Below are 24,671 nucleotides of genomic sequence, written 5' to 3'. Positions count from 1 at the left end.
TCACAACCCGGGCTCCAGTTTGAATCCAAAAGGACTTTCCTTTCGTAGAAGTAGATATGGGACTGAAAGGAGGAATCACGTTGTCTAAATGGACAGCCTATCAATTGTTGGGTGCTACTGGGTTACTAGCACTTTTAACATTCATCAATCTATGTAGGGAGCAAGTTTCAACGCTTTTCACTTTTGTTGATTCATTCATCCCTTCAAGTATACTTGTTATATTTTTTACCATTATTCTAATCATCTGGGGATTTGCGACTTTGCTAATCTTGCAGGAGAAAAAAGGAAAGCCGCTTTTTGTACATAAAATCTGGCGAATTATGCCCGCCATTATGAGTGTCATCCTATTCCTTTCGATCGTCAGTTTTATAGCTCTCGGTTTAACTGTGCTAGCCGATTTAAATCAGGCGATGAAATGGCTTATTGATGTGCTGGTCATCTATTTTATTAGCCTATTTTATTTGCTTATTTTATCGGTCGTTATTCGGTACGGCAAAAATGATTCGGGCAAAGGAAAAATCCTGACATCCGCAAACGTCTCTGTTCTGATTCTGATTTTCGTCCTGTTGTTCATTCCGCCGATTGTCTGACAAAACCTTATGCGATCACGGTCTTTCCTTCTACACCAGGGCATTGAGATCTGCCTAGTCGGACAATATGTGCATCAGGGTGATGCCTGCCGGTCATAAGAGCTGCTATGATTTTTGATCCTAGCATGCTGTAAACCGTACCGTTCCCGCCATAGCCGAGCAAATAGTAGTGATTCTTCTTTGTCGGATGTTCACCGATGAATGGTAAATTGTCGATCGACTCCCCGAACGTTGCACAGTAAGCGAAATCGATGTCTACCGAGAGATCCGGGAAAAGGGCCAGCAGCTGGGCTTTCAATTGTTCCCCGCGTTTCATGATCAGTTCGTCTGAGATGGGTACTTCCGGTTTCTCTTCATCCAGTCCTCCAATGATGATCCGGTTGTCTACCGTTTTTCGCATATAAAGATAGGGACGTTTGGATTCCCAAATCAATGCGTTTTCATGCCAAATCGCAGAATGATCCATTGGTTCGGTAACCATCACATATGAACGGTTAATGTCAGCGCCAATCCGTTTCCCGATTGGAAGTGTTTCGTATCCTGTGGTGAAAAGCACTTTGTCCGAATAGAATTCACCCGCAGACGTATTGATACGTAACGTTTCATTAGCATCGATGACATCGCTGACCTCCGTGAATTCAAACAGATGGACGCCCTTCGATCCTAACAAAGAAATCAGCCCATTGACGAATTTGTAAGGGTTCACTTCGGCATCCCCATAGGTCAGGATCGCTCCTGGTTTTGAAAATGGCAACTGCTTGCTCATCTTTTCCCGATTCCAGTAATCACAAGGAAATCCATATTTTCTTAATGTCTTATACTCTTTCAAAATACGTTCGGCATCTTGCTCATCGCTTGCATAATAGATGCTGGATCGGTAAATGAAATCGGGATTGATGGGTAGTCGATTTGCTGTTTCGTTTAAATCTTTAAGCGCTTCAAGGCATAATTGGTAAAACTTCACTGCATCTTTTTCACCAATTTGTTCAATTAATTCATAAAGCATGATGTCATTTGAATACTGGAGTAATCCCGTATTTGCCATCGTGCTACCCGTGGCCATTTGCCGCTTATCCAGGATGGCGATACTCATTCCTTTATCCGCCAATGCCAGTGCAGAAAGTGCGCCGGACATTCCGCCACCTACAATGATGGCGTCATAATGCTCGGCTTTTTGCGGCTGTTTCCGTTTTGGTACAATTGGCATCGTAGTCGGCCAATAGAGTGAACCTCCGTGTATATGCATACGTTCTCCTCCCATTGTGTTCTATCATTCTCTACCCACAAATGTCAGGGGAAAAGCATTCCTATTGATCCCGAAATAGGATTTTTGTTTTGTAAATGGAAAAGGTGTATCATTGAGGCTGGCATTATAACGAATTGAAAATACAACTGTTTAGGGAGAATGACAATGTTACATACGAATGAAAAACCACATATTTTATTAGTCGACGGAATGGCGCTTCTTTTCCGTTCTTTTTTTGCGACGTCTGCCATGGGGCATTATTTTCCGAATGAGGCGGGTGTCCCGACAAATGCCGTTCAAGGATTTGTGCGTCATACGATGACGGCGCTGTCGATTTTCAAGCCGACACATATGGCAGTTTGTTGGGATATGGGGGCGCATACGTTCCGCAATGACTTGTTTGATGGGTATAAAGCGAATCGTCCTGAACCGGCCCCGGAACTGGCCCCGCAATTCGATATGGCGAGAACTGTTTCCGAAGTGATTGGCTGGAAAAATTATGGAGTACCGGGAATGGAAGCGGATGATCTGATCGGCTCATTCGTTCAGTCATGGCAAGGGAAAGCGGATATTACAATCGTCTCGGGGGACAAGGATTTATTGCAATTATTGAGACCAGGTGTCCAAATCGCATTCACTAAAAAAGGCTACAATGTCTATGATATTTACTCGGATACCCGCTTTGTAGAAGAGTACGGCATTACGCCGCTCCAGTTCATTGACAAAAAAGCATTTACGGGCGATACAAGTGATGGCTATCCTGGCGTTAAGGGAATCGGACCAAAAGGCGCACTGAAATTGATTCAAGCATATGGTTCTGTAGAAGGTGTTATTGAAGCTTTGGATGAATTAACGCCGGGAATGCGTAAAAAAATTGAAGAGGATATGGACATGCTACATCTTTCCAAGAAGCTCGCAGCCATCCATTGTGAGTTGGACATAAACGATCCGATCGAAGATATGACGATACCTTTATTCGGAGAAGAAGTAAGGGCGGCGATGGAGCAAGAAGGATACTCCATGATCATTAGACACGCAGACTCTCTTTTAAATAAATGAAGATAAAAAATCTCCCTACGAAAAAGTTCATGGGGAGATTTTTACATTCAGCTTTTTGGTTCAACCTTCACAAATGACAGCACGGGCTTATTCCGCTTATAGGAAATATGCCGTACTTGGCTTGGACGATTTCTTCCTCCGTTGTCATGGATGATCAATCGCAGGTCATCGTTCACCTTTTCATAGCCGATTACTGGCACCCAGTGGTAATCAAATGCGTAGCTGCCCCGCCAGCGGAAATTGAACCACTTATCAAATTTCGCAGCAACGATCCGGCCACTATCGATTTGCCTGATTGCTTCTTCAATATCGCATTCTGCCACAAGCCAAGCGGCTCCTAGCAGTTTGCGCATATTGCGGATAAACCGCCATTTAAAAAGGCCGATTTTTGTTCCGCCGAGCAGGCGATATAGCTCATTGACGTTATAACGGCATGCGGATGGAAAATGATACTGCAGAATCACGAAGGCGGTGACGGGTCCGCATGCGGAAGGTCGGTATGCTGCTTGAATATCCTGATCGAATTGCGATTTTCCTTGGATGTTCAATAACGTCTTCATACATCCGTCACCTTTCAACTTTCTTTATTTATGCAAAGTTTGAACCGATTTTTCCGTTTTATCCAATAAAGTAGCTAATGCAGTCTTGAAATTGACGTATGTTTCGATATGAACATGGACGCCAGCATGGACAATTTCCTTTACGAGCAAATAGTTGAAGCCGACGAAAATGGGATGTACGCCCATCAGCTTCAAAGAGGCGTCGAGCTGACTGATTTCATGTGCAAGAATTTGATAATCCAAGTCTTGGATTTGATCTGTTCCAACGCCTGTAAAATCAAAAACGGTACAATTGATTTCCCGATGCTCTCCTAAATAGTCAAGAATCCGGTTACGAATGGTTTCAAGGCGATCTTGCGTAGTATATCCGGAAATCGGTACAAGAATCGTATCATCCACAATGGATGGAATTATGGGGACGGCTATCTCATTTATCATCTTTTCATAAAAGGCGATCTTCGTTTTCAATGCTTGAATTTCGTTTTCTAAATTCATGAATTGCACCCCTCACCTCATTTTCTCTAGTATACTTCATTTGGAAAATAAGTGCAGAAAAAACTGATGAAGGTTGATCATATCAGTTGGGTTACATAAATTATTTTACACGCTTGTCTCCCATCGCTTTGCTTTTGGTCGCAAAAGTCCATCTGTCAGTCAATCAACTAAGGAAGTAGGCGAAATTATAACTTCAAATTAATATAGATATTTTTGTACAAATGGAATAATCAGATGTGAATTTCTGGTTGAAAATTTTAAAGAATAACAATGGCTAATATGACAGTCATCAACTACGAGTTAACAGTTATTATTTATCGTTCGAGCTTACAAAAGATCTATATATGAAAAATATAATGCATTCACCCATCACCTGAGGTAAAATTGCATCAGTAAAGACTGAGAAAAGAGTAAATTCGTGTAGTTTTATGTCGAAAATAGATTGGCACGGAACTTGCATTATCCATGTTAGTAAGAAAATGAATGATTAGGAGGAGCGAAATGAAGGAAGGGAAGATTGTTGGCTTTATCCATAGTGGGATATCGGTCAAAAATTTGGAAACGGCGCTTGAATTTTACGTAGATATATTGGGATTAAAGCTTTTGTCGACACAGGTGGCGGATAGCGACTATATATTTGATATTGTGGAGATTCCCGGCTTGAAAGAGATCAAAATTGCTTTTGTGGAAGTGCCTGGAGGGCATGTTTTCGAAATTTTGGAGTATGTCGGCGTGGATACATATCCTGGGAATGCGCGTTCTTGTGATTATGGAACGGGACATATTTGTTTACAAGTTGAAAACTTAGAGGAAATGTTCGAATCATTATCCGCAAAAGGCGTGCGCTTTAAGTCAAAAAAAGTCGCGAATATTACGGCAGGAGCCAATAAAGGATCAAAAGCAGTCTACATGCTTGATCCGGATGGCTACATCATTGAATTAATGGAAAGAGGAAAATAAAAATTCGTATCTGAATGTAAGCGAATTCAAATGGAGGGCAAGAAATGAAAGACTTAAACGGTAAAAAAGCGATTGTGACAGGGGCTGCGCAAGGTCTTGGTTTAGCAATGGCAGAAGGTCTCTGTACGTATGGTGTGCATGTTTGCATCGTTGATGTGTCACCAAATTTACCCCATGTTGTCGAAGCGTTGAAAAAGAAAGGCTATCAAGCGGAAAGTTTGCAAGCAGATTTATCCGATCAGGAGCAAATACCAACCGTTTTTCACCAGGCGCTCGATTTATTAGGCAATGAACTTGATATTTTAGTGAACAATGCCGGTATTCATAAGCCGATGCCAGCAATGGATATCCCTATTGCGGATTTTCAACGGATTTTAGACGTCAATGTGACGACGGTCTTCCAGTTATGCAGACTTGCAGCACAGACGATGAGTGAAAAAGGAAAAGGAAAAATTATTAATATTGCTTCTGTATTGGCAACGCAAGGGGGTTTTAATGCGGCTGCCTATTCAACGAGTAAAGGGGCGGTTGCGCAGTTGACCAAGTCATTATCGAATGAATGGGCGCAACGCGGCATTAACGTCAATGCCATCGCACCTGGTTATTACGAAACCGAGTTGAATCGTTTCATTTTAAATGATGAAGATCGGTTCGCATCCCTAGTGAGCCGTATTCCGGCTGGACGTTTTGGTCAGCCGGAGGAGCTTGCAGGAACCGTACAATTTTTAGCTTCCAATAAATCGAATTATATTAACGGCGCCATCATTCCGGTCGATGGCGGCTTTTTAGGCAGATAAGGAGGGTGTTTAGCATGAAATTGAAGCCAATCTTACTAGTGTTAATGGCGGTTGTCTTATTGCTTTCAGGATGTGGAGCAGCGAAAGAGCCTGGTACGGTAGGTGCAAACGGTGAAAAAGTGGTCATTCGAATGGCCAACTTAGTGTCGGCAGACAACTTTTTGAACATCGGTTATGAAAAGTTTAAAGAGGTTGCAGAAAGAGAAAGTAATGGTCAAATTGAAGTGCAAATTTATAGCAATGGAACATTGACGCCATCAGAAGATATTGAATATGAAATGCTGCAGACAGGTGTTTTGAATGTCGTAACGAATGCAGGTTTCATCGTCGGTGCCAATGCGCAAATTCCTGCTTTTAACATTTTTGACGTCCCTTTTCTTTTTGAAAATGAAGAAGAAATGTATGAACTCATTGATGGCGAGTATGGGGAGCTTTTAAAGAAAAGCTTGGAAGAAAAATCGAATGCTTATTACTTAGGGACATTTAGCATCGGGTCTTTTGCAATCGCTAACAATAAAAAAAGCGTGCGAACACCTGCAGACTTGAAAGGACTGAAGATTCGTAGTACAACAACTCCTTTGCAAGCAAGTACGATTGCAGCGATGGGTGCGAATCCGACACCGATTTCTTATGGGGAGATTTTCACCTCGCTGCAGCAAGGCACCATCGATGGTGTACAAACAACGACACCATTAATCTTTGCCGATAAGTTTTATGAGGTTTCCAATCATTTAACATTAACACGCCATTTCCCATTGCCGCATATTTTGATGGTCAATAAAACTTTTTACGACAGTTTAACAGACGAGTTGAAAGCGGCAGTTGATAAGGCTGCGGAAGAACAAGTTCAATATGCAAGACAGCTGGCAACAGAAGCTGAAAAGAATGCCATTGAAAAGATGAAGGCAGATGGTGTCGATGTTGTAGAACTAACACCGGAAGAGCTTGAATTATTTAAAGAAGCGGTTCAGCCTGCGATTGATAAAAATATTGATAAAGTCGGCGAAAAAAACTATCAAAAAGCATTGGAGCTACTAGGAAAAAATTGACGAGCCGAAGTGCACAATTAAAAGAAATTTGAGGTGAATGGAATGAACGAAGAAAAAATAAAGATTACGTTTGAAGGATTGTTCTGTGTTTTACTGCTCGTTGTCATGACGGTTCTTATGTTTACAGAAGTCGTCGCGCGTTATGTTTTTAGCTCCTCTTTCATTTGGATTGAAGAGCTTGTGCGCTATATGTTCATCTGGATGACGTTTATCAGTGCCTCCTATGTAACGGCGACCCAATCCCATATTCGGGTGGACGCAGCGTTATCGATTTTTCCGAAAGTTGCCCATCGGACGATTAAAATGATTGGCTTGCTCATCTGGCTTGCCTTTTCAGTTGTCATTACGTATGTCGGCTTCAATTATTCTGTTACGATGTTGCAAGTTGGTGGTAACTCACCAGCTCTTGGCATTGCAAAAGGATTTATTTACTTAGGCATTCCGATCGGCTACTTACTAATGTCCAGTCGCTTGCTTATTCGAATTTATAAAGAATTGAAAAATCCGACGCTTCAAGATGTCGGTGCGTAGGGGGGAAGAGTTTAATGGGGACAGTTACGTTAATGTTATTTGGGATATTGTTCGTTTTAATTTTATTGAATGTACCAATTGCCATTGCATTGGCTGCTGCAAGTATTTTAGTTGTTCTGATCGAAGGTTCAGTACCGTTAACGCTATTTATTCAAACATCCTTTAGCTCGATGGACTCGTTTCCGCTGATTGCTATTCCGTTTTTCATTTTAGCTGGGGATATTATGAGTCGAGGCGGTATGGCACGTAGATTGGTTGACTTTATTCAAAGCTTCACCCGCTCCTTAACGGGCAGCCTAGGTGTCATTACGATTATTACAAGCTTTATTTTTGCAGCCATTTCAGGTTCCGGAGCTGCAACCGTTGCGAGTGTAGGTGCTATTTTAATTCCTTATATGTTAAGAAGTGGATATGCACCGGGGTATGCAGCTTCCATTTCAGCTAGTGCTGGTGCATTAGGTCCGATTGTTCCACCAAGTATTGTGTTTATCCTTTATGGGGTCATGTCGAATACATCGATTAGTGATCTATTTATTTCTGGTATTATTCCGGGGATTTTAGTCGCGGTTGCGTTGTTAATTGTTAACTATATTATTTGTAAAAAAGAAGGCTATGGGAAGCTGCAAGCACCGCCTGTGGTGAAAACTGAAAAAATCAGCTTTTGGAAAGCGCTAAATGAAGCGAAGTGGGCTTTGCTTGCACCGATTTTAATCTTGGGCGGTATTTACGGCGGGGTTGTAACACCGACAGAAGCCGCTGTCGTTGCGGTTGTTTATAGTTTAGTCGTTTGTATTTTTTCCTATAAGGAAATTGGCTTGAACGACTTCGTTGGAATCTTTTTGAAATCTGCACATACATCAGGTTCCATATTAATTTTCGTTAGTGCGGCATCATTTTTTGGACAAGTCCTTTCAATTGAAAGAGTTCCACAATTTTTGGCAGACACTATTGCGGGAATGACGACAAACCCATGGATTATTTTACTGTTAATTAATATTTTCCTACTGATTGTTGGGATGTTTATGGAAACGGTCGCGGCGGTCCTGATTTTTGTTCCGTTATTATTGCCAATTGTTTTACCGCTTGGTATCGATCCAATCCATTTCGGTATGATTATCTGTCTCAATTTAAGCTTGGGGCTTATTACACCACCGCTTGGCATTAACTTATTTATCGGCAGTAACATCGCGAACGTTCAGTTTGAGAAAACATTCAAATACGTTGCGCCTATTTTCGGGGCGTTGCTCATCGTGTTACTCATCGTCACGTATGTGCCGTCCATTACATTATTTCTGCCAAATCTCTTAGGAAAATAATAATAAAACAAACATTGCTTCAGAGTATAGCGAAAAGGGTTGGAAATCGATTTGATTTCCAACCCTTTTGTTAATTGGCTCCAATTTTGATCAAGGGACCAACTGCTCTATGGTCAGCATTTCCAACTGTTCATTTCTCAATTTCGTATTTCTGAATCTTTCTCACTAGCGTCGATTGGTCGACTTTCAAGGCAATCGCGGCTTGTCGGATGCTCGGATAATAATTCAGTGCCTCTTTAATCAACTCGGCTTCAAAAGCTTCTAATTGCTCCCGTAAAGGCATTGTTTCTGCGCCGTTTAAAGTGGAGTTGGCGGTTGGTGCGGTATCCAATTGTAGACCATTCGTAAATTGCAGCTCTTTCTGCAAATCTGTCATGCCTACCTCTGAATTGCTGCTCATTAAGGTAATTCGTTCTACGAAGTTTTGTAGCTCACGCACATTGCCAGGCCAATCGTAATTTGTAAAAGCAATTAAAGCATCGTTTGTAAATGACCGGTTCAGTCCGTATTTATGGTTAATGCCATTCAGGAAATGATAGATAAGCGGAATGACATCCTCTTTTCGATCTTTTAAGGCCGGAATGGAAATAGGGATGATGTTTAATCGATAGTACAAATCCTCACGGAAGGTGCCTTGCTGGATCATTTCCGGTAAGTTGCGATGCGTTGCTGCTACGACTCGGATATCTACGGGTGTTGGTTTTGTTCCACCAATTCGCGTAATTTCATGCTCCTGCAGTACGCGAAGCAGCTTCACCTGTAATTGGAGCGGCATTTCACCGATTTCATCTAAAAAGATCGTCCCCCGATGGGCCGCTTCAAACAAGCCGGCTTTTCCTTTTTGATTGGCACCTGTGAACGAGCCGGATTCATAGCCAAAAAGTTCGGATTCCAATAACGATTCGGGCAGGGCGCCGCAATTTATTTTAATTAAAGGATACTCTTTTCTTAAGCTGCGCTGATGAATCAGCTCCACAATTTTCTCTTTTCCAACCCCGGAAGCCCCATGGATGAGTACGCCGGAGTCGATTTGTGATACGCGGATCGCTCGATCCAATACATCTTTCATCGCATCGGAATGAGCAATAATGGAAAGTCGCGGATCGTTTTGTTCCTTTAGAAATTCGAGTTCTTGATGGATTTGCTGGTTTTGCTGTTCAAGTAGCTTAATTTCCGATTCGAGGGTATTCAATTGAGTTAAATCTCGGACGTTGTTCACGATTTTTTCGATTTCCCCATTTTTATTTCGGATCGGGGCAGCAGAAACGAGAACAGTTGCACCTGTACTGATCTTTTGAATAATCGTTACTTCTTTCTTTTCTTCGAGTGCTCGCAAGGAAGCAGATGTGTCGATAATATGTTCCTCTTCCAATTCTTTGAGACTGCGGCCAATACAGTCTTTTGCGGACAATCCTGTAATTTGTTCGTACGAAGGGTTCTGGTGAATGATAATCCCGTCTTTGTCACTAATGACGATGCCGTCAAATGATGAATTGATCACTTCGTTGAGTTCGTTGCGGACGCTTTGCAAGGCGTCCGTTTCTTTTTTTAAACGAACCATTTCGTTTGTTGGGCTGATGAGCACAATCATTTGTCCGTTGTCCTGAAAACTTTCGATTTCCGCAGGATAATGGAGCAAGCTGAAAGTGCTTGCACCGCTCAGTGCGGCTTCGGTGATTGCATCAATATAGTAGTTGTATTTTTTTGCAAGCGCATTGGAATAGAGAAGCCGGCCTTGGAGATCGATGACTAAAACGCCGAAGCTATTAATTTTTGTTAAAAACGTATTCATATGTTCCTCCTTGCATCAATTTACTTTTTTTGATGAAATTTTGCATCGGTTTTTCTTAATTATACATCATTTAACATGGGAAAAGGCTGAAAACTGCAGAGGAATACTTTGGCATGAAACTTGCAATATAAATAGCGACAAGAGATTTTGCTGAAAAATAGGAGGTAACGAGATGACAAACTTGTTAAAAGAAACTTCTCATACATCAGAACAATTAAAGAAAATGTTGTATGACATGATGGTTATTAGAAGTTTTGAGGAAATGGTGGAAAAGTTATTTCAACAAGGAAAAATTCATGGAACGATGCATTTATGCATTGGGCAAGAAGCGACAGCTGTCGGTGCGTGTGTACCCTTAACGATAGAAGATAAAATTACGAGCAATCACCGTGGACACGGACATAGCATCGCGAAAGGAACAAAAGTGAAAGGGATGATGGCGGAGTTATTAGGGAAAGAAACGGGCTATTGTAAAGGAAAAGGCGGCTCCATGCATATTGCGGATTTAGATGTCGGCAACCTTGGAGCAAACGGAATTGTGGCAGCTGGTTTACCACTTGGCGTTGGTGCGGCATTAACGTCAAAAATGAAAAAATTAGGCTACGTTGTCGTTTGTTTCTTTGGTGATGGCGCAAGCAATGAGGGTGCCTTTCACGAGGCGTTAAACTTAGCGGCGGTTTGGGATTTACCAGTTGTCTTTTTCTGCGAAAACAACTTGTATGGAATGTCCGCATCGATCAAGGAAATGACAAGAGTTGAAAATATTGCGGATCGTGGTGCAGCTTATGGCATCCCAGGCGTCATTGTAGATGGAAATGATGTACTGGCTGTTGCAGAGGCGACACAAAAAGCCGTTGAACGTGCAAGAACTGGCGAAGGGCCAACATTAATCGAAGCACATACGTACCGCTGGAGAGGGCATTCCCGAAGTGATGCGAGAAAGTATCGCACACGCGAAGAAGAAAAAGAGTGGCGAAAAATGCGCGATCCGATTGCCTTGTTCAAAGAGCAATTACTTAAAGCGGGCGTGTTGACAGAGGACGAATTTAGCGACATGGAGCAACAAGTAGCGAACGAAATGGATGAAGCGGTCGAGTTTGCAGAAAACAGCAAAGAACCAGATTTAGAGACATTGATGAAAGACATTTTTGCTTAAGGAAAGGTGATGAGTGACATGAGAGAACTAACTTATTTAGAAGCGATTCGTGAATCGATGAGTGAAGAGATGCGAAGAGATGAAGACGTTTTCATTATGGGAGAAGACATTGGCGTTTATGGAGGTGCATTCGGTTTAACAAACGGCATGATTGAAGAGTTTGGACCAGAACGTGTGCGTAATACACCGATTTCTGAGGCGGCGATTAGCGGCTGCGCGGTCGGTGCTGCAATGACAGGCATGAGACCGATTTTAGAAATTCAGTTTTCCGACTTTGTCATGATTGCGATGGATAATATTGTCAACCAAGCGGCGAAAATGCGTTATATGTTTGGTGGGAAAACGAGCGTTCCGGTTGTTGTTAGACTTCCGGGTGGCTCTGGTGCAGGATTTGCAGCGCAGCACTCGCAAAGCTTGGAAGCATGGATGGCGCATGTGCCAGGTTTGAAAGTCGTTCAGCCTTCCAACGCCTATGATGCCAAAGGATTGATGAAAGCGGCGATTCGGGATAATAATCCAGTATTATTCTACGAGCATAAATTGCTGTACAACACGAAAGGTGAAGTGCCGGCGGAGGATTACGAAATCCCATTAGGTCAAGCGGACATTAAGAGAGAGGGTTCTCATATTACCATCGTCGCGACGGCCATTATGGTGAATCGTGCTCTAGAAGCAGCTGAAATTCTTGCAAAGGAAGGTATTGAAGTCGAAGTCATTGACCCGCGTACGTTAGTACCTTTGGATACAGAAACAATCTTAAACTCTGTGAAGAAAACAAGCCGTGTATTGGTTGTTTATGAAGCGGTAAAACGCGGGGGGTACGGTGCAGAAATTGCAAGTATGATCGCGGAAAGTGATGTCTTTGATTATTTAGATGCACCGATTCGCAGGTTAGGCGGCCTTGCAACGCCGATCCCTTACAACCCGACATTAGAAAAAGCAGCAGTGCCGCAAGTGGATGACATTGTGGTGGAATGCAGAAAACTCATGAATAAGTAAGGAGGTGTGCAGACATGGCTACAGAAGTTGTCATGCCGAAGCTAGGGGCAACGATGGAAGAGGGAACGATTGTTTCTTGGCTCGTTCCGGTTGGAGAAGTAGTAGAAGAAGGAGATCCGATCGCGGAAATCCAAACAGATAAAATTGTTATAGAAATTGAAGCAGAAACGACAGGCGTTTTATTAAAGACCGTTCATGACGCAGGAAATACGGTGAAAGTACATGAAGTCATCGCTTACATGGGCGAAGAGGGTGAATCGCTCGATGGGTTAGCAGTAACATCGCCTACGGGAAGTGAGTCTGTTGATCAACAGCAAGAGACAACCGTTGAAGCAGCGCCGGTAACATCTGCACAAGCGGGCGATAAAATTCGAAGAACGCCTGCGGCTAGAAAGTTGGCAGAAGAAAATCGTGTTAATTTACAAGAAGTGGTCGGCTCAGGTTCGAAGGGGCGTATTCATAAGGTGGACGTTGAAAGCTTCTTAGCGCAGAATGCGAAAAGAATTACCCCGCTGGCGAAGAAAATTGCGGATGATCAAGGAATGGATTATAAGCAAATCGATGGGACAGGTGTGCGCGGCAAAGTGATGAAGCAAGATGTGATCATTCCGCCTACAGACAGCGGGCAAACGCCTGAAGTCGAAAATAAACGTGTGCCATTTAGAGGCATGCGGAAAGTCATCGCAGATCGAATGGCGGAGAGCGCTTATACAGCACCGCATGTCACGCTTTACTCTGAGATTGACATGACGAATTGTGTATCGCTGCGTCAAGATTTGCTACCAGTCATCGAAAAAATCGAAGGACAGCGCATTTCATTTAATGAGATTATTATAAAGGCGACTGCCTTTACGTTAAAGCAACATCCAAATATGAACGTTTCTTTAGAAGGCAATGAAATTGTTTTCCATTCAGACATTAACGTAGGAATGGCAGTAGCTGTTCCTGACGGATTAGTCGTTCCAGTGCTTCGAAATGTGGATCAGAAAGGTCTTGCGGAGCTTACGGCGGAATCGAAGAAAATAGGGAAGCAAGCGCGCGAAGGAAAGCTTGCTCCAGATGATATGCAAGGCAGTACCTTTACGATTAGCAACTTAGGCATGTACGCAATCGACGGCTTTACACCAATTATCAACTTGCCGAACGCAGCAATTTTAGGCGTTGGGCGTATTCAGAAAAATCCAGTTGTTGTAAATGATGAAATGGTGATCCGTTCCATGATGACTTTGAGTTTATCATTCGATCATCGCATTATTGACGGGGCTCCTGCGGCAGCATTTTTAACAGCACTAAAAGATGCACTCGAAAATCCGTTAACATTAATGATATAAGGTGGTGAACAAAGTTGGTCTATGATGTAATTATTATCGGTGGCGGTCCAGGCGGCTATGTAGCTGCGCTAAGAGCTGCAAAAAACGGGAAGAAAACAGCGCTTGTTGAGGCAGATCATTTAGGCGGTACCTGTTTAAATCGCGGCTGTATTCCTTCCAAAACATTGTTAAAGCATGCAGAAGTCATTGAAAGTATTGAAAAGGCGAAAAGCTGGGGCATTCATACGGGCGAATTGACTTTTTCATTGAAAGAAATGCTTGCGCGGAAAGATCAAGTCATTGAGACGTTAAGAACCGGGATTCAATTTTTATTAAAAAAAGGGCAAATTGATGTTTACAATGGATACGGCACAATCCATTCCGATAAAACCGTTTCTGTTCAGGCAAAAGAACAGTCTCAAAAAATTCAAGGCGAAAAAATCATTATTGCGACAGGAAGCCAACCGGTTGTGCCGCCGATTCCGGGAATCGATGAAGTGAACTATCATACAACCGATACGATCTTCGATATCGAAAAAATACCGCAGTCGATCGTCATTGTCGGCGGCGGCATCATCGGTGTCGAATTCGCCAATATTTTTGCGAGTTTGCAAACGAAGGTTACCATCGTGGAGCTTGGAGACCGGATCATTCCAACAGAGGATGAGGACGCGTCGAAGGCATTGCTTTCGAACTTGAAGAAAAAAGGCATTCAAGTATTGACGAAGCACCAAGTAGCAGCCATTGCGGAAAATGAAGCCGGGAAATCGGTGAGCATTATAACCGACAATGGAACAGAAGAGACGCTCGTTGTTGATGATATTCTTCTGGCGGTAGGACGAAAACCTAACGTATCAGCTGGCGCTGAACTAAATTTGAAGATGAACGGTCCACATATCGAGGTTGATGATTATTTGGAGACGAGCGTTCAAGGTGTTTTTGCAGTTGGGGATGTCATTGGCGGCTTACAGCTAGCACATGTGGCGAGTGCTGAAGGATTAACGGCAGTTGCGAATTTAGATATCAAGCAAAAGCGAATGGATTATACGGTGATACCGCGATGCATTTATACAAATCCACAGGTTGCAAGCGTCGGTATGAGCGAAGTAGAATTAAAGCAAAAGGGCATTGTCTATAAAGCGCACCAATATTCCTTTGTTGGCAATGGAAAAGCATTGGCGATGGGGGAAACAGAAGGGTTCTCCAAAGTTTTCATCGATGAGAAATACGGTGAAATTTTAGGGGTTGTAATGGTCGGTGCGCATGTGACGGAAATGATTAGCCAATCTTCCGCTTACCTTTATCTAGAAGGGACAGTGGATGAGCTTGCCCAAATGGTTCAGCCGCATCCAGCATTATCTGAAGTGCTTATGGAATCGGCGAATGCATTAATCGGAAAAGGGATTCATTCTTAAGAAGAGGGTGGAAGTATGTTTAATTTACGTGGAAAAAAGGCGATTATTACGGGCGGTGCACAAGGTCTAGGATTTTCAATGGTAGAAGCTTTTCATCAAGCTGGGGTAGAAGTTGCGGTCATCGACATTTCAGACAATGTGGAATCGTTGGCAGCTAAATTTAACGAAAAAGCCGCTAAAGTGCATGGCGTAAAAGGGAATCTGTTAGACATGGACAGCTTGCAGCAATCTTTTCAAGAAGCGTTAGAGAAGCTTGAAGGGAAGGTCGATATTTTAATTAACAGTGCCGGTTTGATCAAAAGAGAACCTGCTTTTGACGTATCGCTCGAAACATGGCATCGCATCCTCGGTCTGAACGTCACGGCAGTCTTTGAACTATCTCGGCTCGCGGCAGCGGAAATGAAAAAACAAGGGTCTGGGAAAATCATTAATATGGGATCCATTGTTTCGGTACTCGGCGGTTATAACGCGGTCGCCTATTCAACGAGTAAAGGCGCCATCCTTCAATTGACAAAGTCATTATCCAATGAATGGGCGGCATACGGCATCCAAGTGAATGCGATTGCGCCGGGCTATATGCTAACAACGATGAATACCGACTTAATGAATGATCCCGTTCGCGCACCGCAAGTAGAAGCGAGAATCCCGGCAAAGCGCTGGGGCACGCCTGAAGATGTTGCGGGTGTTGCGTTATTTTTAGCTGCACCAGCTTCGGACTATGTGACTGGGACGTTAATACCTGTCGATGGCGGAGTATTAGGGAGATAACTAAGGGGGATAACAATGAAGGAAAAGTTGTATATAAACGGAGAGTGGGTCGAAGCAGAGCAATATGCGGAGTTATTTTCACCGTATTCACAGGAGAAAATAGCGGAAATTCCACAAGCATCTGACGGACAAGTAGATGCTGCCATTGATGCAGCTTATGCGACACGAGAAGCGATGGCTAATTTAACGGCTTATGAAAAAGCGGAAATTCTTGAAAAGCTCGTTGTTCTGTTCAAAGAAAATCGAATGCGCGCGGCTCAAATCATCTCTTTGGAATCGTCAAAGCCCTTGAAGTTTGCGTTAGGTGAAGTGGACCGCACGATCGAAACGTATAAATTTGCAGCGGAAGAAGCGAAGCGCATCCACGGCGAAATGATTCCTTTAGATGCAGCGAAAAACGGTGCCAATCGTCTTGCCTATACAGTAAGGGAGCCAATTGGTGTTATTGCGGCCATTACGCCGTTTAACTTCCCTATGAATTTAGTTGCGCACAAGATCGGACCTGCAATTGCAGTAGGGAATCCGGTGGTTTTAAAGCCAGCATCCCAAACACCTTTATCAGCCTTTTTCCTTGCAGAATTATTAGAGCAAGCAGGATTGCCAAAGGGAGCTTTAAATGTTGTGACGGGAAGCGGCCGCAAAGTTGGCGATCGCCTCGTAACGAGTGACAAAGTAAGTATGGTAACATTTACTGGAAGTCCTGAAGTCGGTATTGGCATTCGCAACAAAGCAGGCTTAAAAAGAGTAGCGTTGGAGCTTGGCTCGAATGCGGGTGTGATTATCGACGATGGTGTTGACCTTGATAAAATCGTTCCGAAATGTGTTGTTGGAGCATTTTCAAACCAAGGACAAGTTTGTATTTCACTTCAGCGAATTTATGTGCATGAGAATCTCGTAGAAGCGTTTACTGCTAAGTTTAAAGAAGCGACTGAGAAACTCGTATTAGGTGATCCGTTAGACGAAAAAACAGATATATCTGCGCTGATTTCAAGAAAAGAACAGGATCGTGCGAAGGCGTGGATTGATGAAGCAGTGGAGGCGGATGTCCAACTCGTGACAGGAGGTACGATCGAAAACGACTTGCTGTTGCCAACGGTTCTTGTCGGTGTTGCACCCCATTTAAAAGTATCTTGCCAGGAAGTCTTTGCGCCAATCGTCTCTATTAATGCGATTCAGTCGGTAGAGGAAGGGATTACTGCAATTAACGATTCCAGATATGGGCTACAAGCAGGTATTTTCACAAATGATATTGCTACAGCTATGCATGCGTCTAAAAAGCTTCATGTCGGCGGTGTTCTCATAAACGACATCCCAACGTATCGCGTTGACCAAATGCCTTATGGCGGCGTGAAAGAAAGCGGTAATTCGCGTGAGGGCTTAAAATATACAATAGAAGAAATGACAGAAATGAAGCTCGTTATTTGGAATCAAGAATAATGACTTATATGAGATGCATTGCAATGTAAGAAGTTGGTCCTTTTATATAAGAAGTAGCCGTCAATCCTTAAAAATGGAAGGACGGTTACTTCGTTTTTTTTGGTTTAGGGAGATTACAAGATGATGTATGGTAAGTTGAATCGGTCTATTGGAGCGGAAGTTATGCCCCCGGAAATTGACGTGTTCTAGGATGCGGTCTTAGTAGAAGAAAAGGGCTGTTACGGAAAATCAGTTTTTACTAACTTTCCGGACAGCCCAATTAGGTGAAACAAATGCCATTTACTTTTCTACGCTATCTAGGAAATCTGTTACTTGTTCCGGTGATTTTGCGTTGGCGCTATGCAAATGCGCTTTCTTTTCACCGTTTTGGAAAATCAATAGGCTCGGAATGCCCATCACGTCATATTTTTCAGCGATTTCGGGTAGCACATCGCGATCGACATCATACCATGTGTACATATCATATTTTTCAACGATCGGATCGATAAACATATCCATTCTCGTGCAATCCGGGCACCATCCTGCTTGGAATTTGACCAATGCTTTAGAATCGCCTGAAATGACTTCGTTGAATTGTTCTGCAGTTGTAATTGATTTCATTATTAAATCCCCTCCTTATAAGGTCAGTGTACAATGTTTTTGTTTCAGACGGGTAACAAAACGCTCTGGTGAGAGAAGATGAAAAATAGAGATTATAATATTGCGAAAAAATACACAATAGATTACACTTAGAATACTAGAAAATGTTTCAAATTTTTTTGCATGAAAAATGAATGACCATTCATTCAAGGGTCAAAGGGAGGCTTCACTTGTGACTTATCAAATTAAAAAAGCGGCAGTTTTAGGATCTGGTGTCATGGGATCAGGTATTGCGGCGCATCTTGCCAACATTGGAATTCCTGTACTGCTTTTGGATATCGTCCCTGAAAAATTGACGGATGAAGAAGCGGCAAAAGGACTGACGTTAGAATGTGTACAAGTGCGGAACAAAATGGCGGCAGGAGCATTGCAGAAACTGCTCAAGCAAAAGCCCGCTCCGCTCACTAGCAAAAATAATTTGACGCTGATTGAAGCGGGGAATTTTGAGGATGATTTGGAGAAGTTGAAAGAAGTTGACTGGATTATCGAAGTCATTGTCGAAAACCTCGATGCCAAAAAAGCGCTCTATGAAAAAATTGATGCGGTACGTAACCCGGGAACGATCATCAGCTCCAATACATCTGGCATTAGCATCGAAGCGATGGCGGAAGGGCGTTCGGATGATTTCCAAAAACATTTCTTGGGCACCCATTTTTTCAATCCTCCACGTTATTTGAAGTTGCTTGAGGTTATTCCAGCCAGTACGACGGCTCCGGAAGTGGTGGAGTTCATGACAAAATTCGGGGAAGATCGGCTTGGCAAAGGCGTTGTCATCGCTAAAGATACACCGAACTTCATCGCCAATCGGATCGGCACATATGGTCTTCTTGTCACGCTCCGTGAAATGGCGAATCGGGGTTATTCGATCGGGGAAGTCGATTCAGTGACGGGGACGCTGATTGGTAGACCAAAATCGGCGACATTCCGGACACTTGACGTGGTCGGACTCGATACATTCATGCATGTCGCGAAAAATGTGTATGACAAAACGGAAGGGGAAGAGCAGCAAGTATTCGTCCCGCCGGCTTTCATGCAGAAAATGGTGGAGAATGGCTGGGCCGGTGCAAAAGCGAAGCAAGGATTCTATGTGAAAAAAGGGAAAGAGATTCTTGAATTGAATCCAGAGACCTTTGACTATGAGTCGGCGAAACAATTGAAAACGCCTTCAATTGAAATGGCGAAGCAGCAAAAAGGGCTTGCCGATAAAGTGAAAACGCTTGTCTATGCAAAGGATCGGACGGGTGAGATCCTTTGGCATATCCTCGCCCCGACATTGCGCTATTCTGCACGATTGAACGGTGAAATTGCAGATGATATCGTCGCCATCGACCGAGCGATGAAATGGGGCTTCGGTTGGCAGCAAGGACCGTTTGAAATGTGGGATGCGATCGGCGTCGCACAATCAGTGGAAAAGATGAAAGAGGAAGGGACAGCAATCCCTCCATTTGTACAGCGATTGTTGGAAAAAGGCTATGAAACTTTTTATAAGGAAGAAGACGGTGAACTTTATTTCTTTGATGGGGAAGAGTACAAGGTAGTCCCGGCCAATGAAAAAGTGATCGATTTAAAACGCATTAAGAAGAAACATGGCGTCATTAAGAAAAATGCAGGCGCCAGCCTGATCGATATGGGAGACGGCATTGCATTACTTGAATTCCATTCCCAGTCAAATGCGATCGGATTGGACATTTTGCAGATGATTAACTTTGCTGTCGATGAAGTCGAGCAACATTTCAAAGGACTTGTCATCGGCAACCAAGGGAAAAACTTCTGTGTGGGTGCCAACTTGGGTCTCATTCTGATGGAGGCGCAGGATGATAATCTTTTTGAACTCGATTTTGTCATTCGCACGTTCCAAAAGACCATGATGAAAATCAAGTACTCCAAGAAGCCTGTTGTTGCCGCACCGTTTGCGATGACGCTTGGCGGGGGAGCGGAAGTTTGTCTGCCGGCGGCGCATATCCAAGCATCGACGGAAACGTATATCGGACTTGTGGAAACAGGTGTCGGGCTCATCCCGGGAGGCGGTGGCAATGTCAATCTGTATGCGAAGCATTTAAAAGGCTTGCCGAACGGAGTCCGTGTCGATTACCAATATGTGGCGAATAAAGTGTTCGAGACGATTGCCATGGCAAAAGTATCTACTTCTGCGGAAGAGGCGCGTGATAATAACTTTCTCGATTTTGCGGATGGGATCAGTGTTAATGCCGATCACTTACTCTATGATGCGAAACAAGCCGCGCTTGCACTCTATGAAAATGGTTATACAGCACCGAAAAAAGATAAAATACCAGTTACCGGTGATTCGGGCTATGCGACGATGCTTCTCGGAGCGGAAGGGATGTTCCTTTCTGGCTTCATCAGCGAGCATGATTTGAAAATTGCCAAGAAATTGGCGTTCGTGTTGGCAGGCGGTAAAGTGCCGTATGGAACGCTCGTTGATGAACAATACATGCTTGACTTGGAACGTGAAGCCTTCTTAAGTCTGATTGCAGAATCGAAGTCTCAACAGCGGATGCAACACATGCTGTTAAAAGGAAAACCACTGCGTAACTGATCGGTAAAGCAAAAGGAGGAGTGGAGATGCGAGAAGCAGTACTTGTCGCCGGTGCACGGACGCCGGTTGGAAAAGCGGGGAAAGGCTCTTTGGTGAACGTCCGTCCTGATGATTTAGGCGCATTGACAATAAAAGAAACTTTGAAGCGAGCGGGCGGCTATGACGGTCCCATTGATGATCTGATCATCGGTTGTGCCATGCCTGAAGCGGAGCAGGGTATGAACGTTGCACGGAATATCGGTGCACTTGCCGGACTGCCGGACACGACACCGGCCATTACCATCAACCGATTCTGTTCATCGGGTTTGCAATCGATCGCCTATGCCGCCGAACGGATTATGATCGGGCATTCCCAAGCGATCCTTGCAGGGGGCGTCGAGTCGATGAGCATGGTGCCAATGATGGGCAATACAATCCGTCCGAACATTCATTTAGCGGAAACGGCACCTCAATATTACATGGGGATGGGGCATACCGCTGAACAAGTGGCGGTGAAATACGGTGTCGGCCGTGAGGACCAAGATGCTTTTGCTGTCCGTTCGCATGAGCGTGCGGGAGCGGCCATCGCAGCCGGGAAATTCAATGATGAAATCGTGCCCGTGGAAGTCGTCAAACGTTTTGTCGATGACAATGGAAAATATGATGAAAAGACATTCACATTCACCATGGACGAAGGGGTCCGTCACGGAACGAGTATGGAAGGGTTGGCAAAATTGCGACCGGCATTTTCGGTGACTGGTTCGGTGACGGCCGGCAATGCATCGCAAACATCTGATGGCGCAGGGACTGTTCTTGTGATGGATCGTGAAGTGGCAGAAGCGCAAGGCTTGAAACCGATTGCGAAATTCCGTGCATTTGCAGTAGGGGGCGTGCCGCCTGAAGTGATGGGTATCGGACCGATCGAAGCTGTGCCGAAAGCGTTGAAAATAGCGGGACTTTCCATCGACGATATCGATCTATGGGAATTGAATGAAGCATTCGCCTCCCAATCATTGCAAGTCATCCGCCATTTAGGTTTGGAGTTGGACAAAGTGAATGTCAATGGGGGAGCGATCGCGCTTGGGCATCCACTCGGTGCGACCGGCACGATTTTAACAATCCGCCTACTGAATGAATTGAAACGCCAAGGGAAACAATTTGGTGTCGTCACGATGTGCATCGGCGGCGGAATGGGCGCAGCCGGCGTATTTGAAATGCTATAAGGGGAAGGTATCCTCTAGCGTCACATCGTGTTCGAGGTCATTTCTTTATTTCAATAGAGTGAGTTATCGACAATATAAGGAGGAATTCCAATGACTGAATTGCAAACGGATGAACTGATCAAAGGCGGTGCCTTCTTAATCGAAGAGATTGCGGCAGATCGGGTTTTTACGCCCGAGGACTTTACCGATGAACATAAAATGATTGCGAAGACAACGGAAGACTATGTGAAAAACGAAGTGCTCCCGGTTCTAGACAAACTCGAAAACCATGAATTTGAGAACTCGTTAAGATTGCTTAAAACGGCTGGGGATCTAGGTCTTCTCGGTGCAGACGTACCTGAAGAATACGGCGGTCTTGGCCTTGACAAAATCTCATCTGCGTTGATTGGGGAAAAATTGTCCGTAGCCGGTGGTTTTTCGATTACACACGGCGGGCACGTAGGCATCGGCACATTACCGATCGTCCTGTTTGGCAATGAAGCACAAAAACAAAAGTATTTACCGAACTCCGTAGCCGGTAACAAAATATCTGCATACGCCTTGACGGAGCCGGGGTCCGGTTCAGACGCTTTAGGAGCAAAAACGACTGCGAAGTTGAATGCTGAAGGAACACATTACATCTTAAATGGAGAAAAACAGTGGATTACGAATGCCGGTTTTGCTGATGTCTTTATTGTCTATGCAAAAATTGATGGGGAGAAATTTACGGCTTTCATCGTTGAAAAAGCATTCCCGGGCGTCTCGGTCGGTGCGGAAGAGAAAAAAATGGGGATCAAGTCATCTTCTACACGAACGCTCATTTTACAGGATGCGCAAGTGCCGGTTGAGAACCTATTAGGCGATATCGGCCGGGGGCATATTATAGCGTTCAATATTTTAAATATCGGACGTTATAAATTGGGCGCCGGAACAATCGGCGGATCCAAACGTGCTCTTGAATTGGCCATCACTTATGCCAATCAGCGCCAGCAGTTTAAAACACCGATCTCCTCTTTTAATTTAACGAAAGAAAAATTGGCTACGATGGCAGCCAAATTGTATGCGACGGAAAGTTTGATATACCGAACGGTAGGCTATTTTGAGGAGCGGCAAAGCCGGTTGAGCGCTGCAGAGCAAAAAGATGGGAAAGCCGTCGCAGCGGCCATCGCTGAATATGCAATTGAATGTTCCATCAATAAAGTTGTCGGCTCCGAAGTGCTCGATTATATTGTTGATGAAGCTGTCCAATTACATGGCGGATATGGTTTCATGCAGGAATATGAGGTTGAGCGCATTTACCGGGATTCCCGGATTAATCGTATTTTTGAAGGAACGAATGAAATCAATCGCCTGATCATTCCCGGGACTTTTTTGAAAAAGGCGATGAAAGGTGAATTGCCACTTTTACAACAAGCGCAAGCATTACAAGCTGAACTGCTCACGATGATGCCGGAGGAAATTGACGAGGAAGCACTTGCACAAGAAAAAGTGCTTGTCAAAAATGCCAAGAAAATCGGATTGCTTGTAGCTGGAATCGCCGCACAGCGTTTTGGGACGAAACTTGAAGCGGAACAAGAAGTACTCGTCAATATCGCGGATATCGCCAATAACATTTTCGCAATGGAATCGGCTTTGTTACGTACAGAAAAAGCGATTACCCGCAACGGAGAAGAGAAAGAACAGCAAAAGATTTTATATACACAAATTTTTTGCCAAGAAGCATTTGAAGCGATTGAAAAAGATGCGAAAGAAACGCTACTTGCTGCAACAGAGGGCGACAATCTTCGCATGATGCTCTCTGCCTTGCGGAAATTGACACGTTCCACACCTTTTAATATCATCGCGAAAAAACGTGAAGCGTCTGTTAAGCTAATTGAAGCTGAGAAATATATTGTTTGAGAAATAAACGATTCATACAAACCTTTCCATCCGATGCCTTGAGGTCTTCGGATGGTTTTTCTGCTATAATGGCGAAAACGGAGGTGTTGAGCGAGATGAGCATTACATATTATGGCTATCCGAAATGTGGAACATGTCGAAAAGCGAAAAAATGGCTTGAAATGAATGAACTGGATTTTCAAGAGGTGAATATTGCAGAAAATCCACCGGCTGAAAAAGAATTAAAAGAAATGATTGCGGCGTCTTCACTGGACATTAAAAAATTTTTTAACGTCTCGGGTAAAAAATATCGGGAATTAAACTTGAAAGATCGCTTACCAAACATGACAGATGAAGAGAAGATTAGCTTGTTGGCATCGGACGGTATGTTGATCAAAAGACCGATTGTATTCGGACATGGCAAGGTGACTGTCGGTTTCAAAGAAGAGGAATTCGACACCGTTTGGGCAAATTGATTCCTATCTTGTCATCGGTCATGAAATATGCCAAAATTGAAGGGCATGAAACTATTTATTTGGAGGGGTTAAGGTATGAGTACACCAAAGGACCTACGCTATTCTGAAGAGCATGAATGGGTAAAAGAAGAAAGCGGAAACTACCGCATCGGTATTACACATTTCGCACAATCTGAACTTGGGGATATCGTTTTTGTCGAACTACCGCAAGTTGGCGATGAAGTGAAAGTGAATGAGCCGTTCGGAAGTGTTGAATCCGTTAAAACTGTATCTGAGCTTTACGCGCCAATCAGCGGTAAAGTGCTTGAGGTGAACGAAGAGCTTGAGGACAACCCTGAGTTTGTCAACGAATCACCTTATGAAAATGCATGGATGATCGTTGTTGAACCAACGGATGCGGCAGAATTAGATACGTTAATGTCTGCTGAAGAGTATGACAAAATGACAGTCGGAGAATAAG

Annotated in this window: 23 protein-coding genes; 18 read left to right on the top strand and 5 right to left on the bottom strand. The window is 43.8% G+C overall.

Annotated features, from left to right (window positions below; all coding sequences use genetic code 11):
• Window positions 1–80: 80 nt before the first annotated feature.
• Window positions 81–590, top strand: coding sequence for a hypothetical protein (locus tag ACFPRA_RS21035; protein ID WP_381439091.1), 510 nt, complete (start codon window positions 81–83; stop codon window positions 588–590).
• 7 nt (window positions 591–597) lie between these two features.
• Here ACFPRA_RS21035 and ACFPRA_RS21030 read toward each other — a convergent pair whose 3' ends face one another.
• Window positions 598–1,836 (bottom strand): NAD(P)/FAD-dependent oxidoreductase, encoded by a 1,239-nt coding sequence (locus ACFPRA_RS21030; protein ID WP_381439088.1) that lies wholly within the window; start codon window positions 1,834–1,836, stop codon window positions 598–600.
• A gap of 165 nt (window positions 1,837–2,001) precedes the next feature.
• Between ACFPRA_RS21030 and ACFPRA_RS21025 the strand changes: the two genes are divergently transcribed.
• The gene (locus ACFPRA_RS21025; protein WP_381439086.1) at window positions 2,002–2,895 is read left to right on the top strand and encodes a 5'-3' exonuclease; all 894 of its coding nucleotides are present in this window, start codon (window positions 2,002–2,004) and stop codon (window positions 2,893–2,895) included.
• A gap of 47 nt (window positions 2,896–2,942) precedes the next feature.
• Here the strand turns inward: ACFPRA_RS21025 and ACFPRA_RS21020 are convergent, their stop codons facing one another.
• Both ACFPRA_RS21020 and ACFPRA_RS21015 read right to left on the bottom strand, forming a co-directional pair.
• The gene (locus ACFPRA_RS21020; RefSeq protein ID WP_381439083.1) at window positions 2,943–3,455 is read right to left on the bottom strand and encodes a cysteine peptidase family C39 domain-containing protein; all 513 of its coding nucleotides are present in this window, start codon (window positions 3,453–3,455) and stop codon (window positions 2,943–2,945) included.
• A 24-nt stretch (window positions 3,456–3,479) separates the two neighbouring features.
• On the bottom strand, window positions 3,480–3,950 hold the full coding sequence (locus tag ACFPRA_RS21015) for an STAS domain-containing protein (protein ID WP_381439081.1): 471 nt from the start codon (window positions 3,948–3,950) through the stop codon (window positions 3,480–3,482).
• Window positions 3,951–4,451: 501 nt separating this feature from the next.
• Here ACFPRA_RS21015 and ACFPRA_RS21010 point away from each other — a divergent pair.
• Genes ACFPRA_RS21010 through ACFPRA_RS20990 form a run of 5 tightly spaced genes read left to right on the top strand, consistent with a single transcriptional unit; the run spans window position 4,452 to window position 8,603 of the window.
• Complete coding sequence (locus ACFPRA_RS21010) at window positions 4,452–4,910, top strand: VOC family protein (RefSeq protein ID WP_381439079.1); 459 nt, start codon at window positions 4,452–4,454, stop codon at window positions 4,908–4,910.
• Window positions 4,911–4,954: 44 nt separating this feature from the next.
• Window positions 4,955–5,707, top strand: a complete 753-nt coding sequence (locus ACFPRA_RS21005) for an SDR family NAD(P)-dependent oxidoreductase (RefSeq protein ID WP_381439077.1) — start codon at window positions 4,955–4,957, stop codon at window positions 5,705–5,707.
• Window positions 5,708–5,721: 14 nt separating this feature from the next.
• The gene (locus ACFPRA_RS21000; RefSeq protein WP_381439074.1) at window positions 5,722–6,756 is read left to right on the top strand and encodes a TRAP transporter substrate-binding protein; all 1,035 of its coding nucleotides are present in this window, start codon (window positions 5,722–5,724) and stop codon (window positions 6,754–6,756) included.
• Between the two features lie 42 nt (window positions 6,757–6,798).
• Window positions 6,799–7,287, top strand: a complete 489-nt coding sequence (locus ACFPRA_RS20995) for a TRAP transporter small permease (protein WP_381439072.1) — start codon at window positions 6,799–6,801, stop codon at window positions 7,285–7,287.
• Between the two features lie 14 nt (window positions 7,288–7,301).
• Window positions 7,302–8,603 carry a TRAP transporter large permease gene (locus ACFPRA_RS20990; RefSeq protein ID WP_381439070.1) on the top strand — a complete coding sequence of 434 codons (1,302 nt, stop codon included), beginning with the start codon at window positions 7,302–7,304 and terminating at the stop codon, window positions 8,601–8,603.
• A 130-nt stretch (window positions 8,604–8,733) separates the two neighbouring features.
• Here the strand turns inward: ACFPRA_RS20990 and ACFPRA_RS20985 are convergent, their stop codons facing one another.
• Window positions 8,734–10,395 (bottom strand): sigma-54 interaction domain-containing protein, encoded by a 1,662-nt coding sequence (locus ACFPRA_RS20985; protein ID WP_381439066.1) that lies wholly within the window; start codon window positions 10,393–10,395, stop codon window positions 8,734–8,736.
• Between the two features lie 172 nt (window positions 10,396–10,567).
• Between ACFPRA_RS20985 and ACFPRA_RS20980 the strand changes: the two genes are divergently transcribed.
• The 6 genes from ACFPRA_RS20980 to ACFPRA_RS20955 are packed head-to-tail and all read left to right on the top strand — an operon-like array spanning window position 10,568 to window position 17,480.
• Window positions 10,568–11,551, top strand: coding sequence for a thiamine pyrophosphate-dependent dehydrogenase E1 component subunit alpha (locus ACFPRA_RS20980; RefSeq protein WP_381439065.1), 984 nt, complete (start codon window positions 10,568–10,570; stop codon window positions 11,549–11,551).
• An 18-nt stretch (window positions 11,552–11,569) separates the two neighbouring features.
• Complete coding sequence (locus tag ACFPRA_RS20975; protein WP_239390929.1) at window positions 11,570–12,550, top strand: alpha-ketoacid dehydrogenase subunit beta; 981 nt, start codon at window positions 11,570–11,572, stop codon at window positions 12,548–12,550.
• 14 nt (window positions 12,551–12,564) lie between these two features.
• A complete protein-coding gene (locus ACFPRA_RS20970) occupies window positions 12,565–13,881 on the top strand; it encodes a dihydrolipoamide acetyltransferase family protein (RefSeq protein ID WP_381439062.1) in 1,317 nt (438 codons plus the stop codon).
• 14 nt (window positions 13,882–13,895) lie between these two features.
• Window positions 13,896–15,275: a dihydrolipoyl dehydrogenase gene (lpdA, locus tag ACFPRA_RS20965; RefSeq protein ID WP_381439059.1), complete on the top strand. Its 1,380-nt coding sequence runs from the start codon at window positions 13,896–13,898 to the stop codon at window positions 15,273–15,275.
• 15 nt (window positions 15,276–15,290) lie between these two features.
• Window positions 15,291–16,043: an SDR family NAD(P)-dependent oxidoreductase gene (locus ACFPRA_RS20960; RefSeq protein ID WP_381439057.1), complete on the top strand. Its 753-nt coding sequence runs from the start codon at window positions 15,291–15,293 to the stop codon at window positions 16,041–16,043.
• 15 nt (window positions 16,044–16,058) lie between these two features.
• Entirely contained in the window at window positions 16,059–17,480 is a 1,422-nt protein-coding gene (locus tag ACFPRA_RS20955) for an aldehyde dehydrogenase family protein (RefSeq protein ID WP_381439055.1), read from the top strand.
• Window positions 17,481–17,759: 279 nt separating this feature from the next.
• Here the strand turns inward: ACFPRA_RS20955 and ACFPRA_RS20950 are convergent, their stop codons facing one another.
• On the bottom strand, window positions 17,760–18,080 hold the full coding sequence (locus tag ACFPRA_RS20950; RefSeq protein WP_381439052.1) for a thioredoxin family protein: 321 nt from the start codon (window positions 18,078–18,080) through the stop codon (window positions 17,760–17,762).
• A 211-nt stretch (window positions 18,081–18,291) separates the two neighbouring features.
• On the opposite strand from ACFPRA_RS20950, the gene ACFPRA_RS20945 reads away from it, so the two are divergent.
• From ACFPRA_RS20945 to gcvH, 5 genes are all read left to right on the top strand, one after another.
• Entirely contained in the window at window positions 18,292–20,676 is a 2,385-nt protein-coding gene (locus ACFPRA_RS20945; RefSeq protein ID WP_381439050.1) for a 3-hydroxyacyl-CoA dehydrogenase NAD-binding domain-containing protein, read from the top strand.
• Between the two features lie 26 nt (window positions 20,677–20,702).
• Window positions 20,703–21,878 carry an acetyl-CoA C-acetyltransferase gene (locus ACFPRA_RS20940; RefSeq protein WP_381439048.1) on the top strand — a complete coding sequence of 392 codons (1,176 nt, stop codon included), beginning with the start codon at window positions 20,703–20,705 and terminating at the stop codon, window positions 21,876–21,878.
• Window positions 21,879–21,968: 90 nt separating this feature from the next.
• A complete protein-coding gene (locus ACFPRA_RS20935; RefSeq protein WP_381439046.1) occupies window positions 21,969–23,756 on the top strand; it encodes an acyl-CoA dehydrogenase family protein in 1,788 nt (595 codons plus the stop codon).
• Between the two features lie 95 nt (window positions 23,757–23,851).
• Window positions 23,852–24,211: an arsenate reductase family protein gene (locus tag ACFPRA_RS20930; RefSeq protein WP_381439044.1), complete on the top strand. Its 360-nt coding sequence runs from the start codon at window positions 23,852–23,854 to the stop codon at window positions 24,209–24,211.
• A gap of 75 nt (window positions 24,212–24,286) precedes the next feature.
• The gene (gene gcvH / locus ACFPRA_RS20925; RefSeq protein ID WP_381439041.1) at window positions 24,287–24,670 is read left to right on the top strand and encodes a glycine cleavage system protein GcvH; all 384 of its coding nucleotides are present in this window, start codon (window positions 24,287–24,289) and stop codon (window positions 24,668–24,670) included.
• The last annotated feature ends 1 nt before the right edge of the window (window position 24,671 follow it).

This window comes from Sporosarcina soli (assembly GCF_042655805.1).
In the GTDB taxonomy this organism is placed as follows: domain Bacteria; phylum Bacillota; class Bacilli; order Bacillales_A; family Planococcaceae; genus Sporosarcina; species Sporosarcina soli.
The sequence above is the reverse complement of the archived record's forward strand: the minus strand, read 5'-3'. Positions and strand labels throughout refer to the sequence as shown.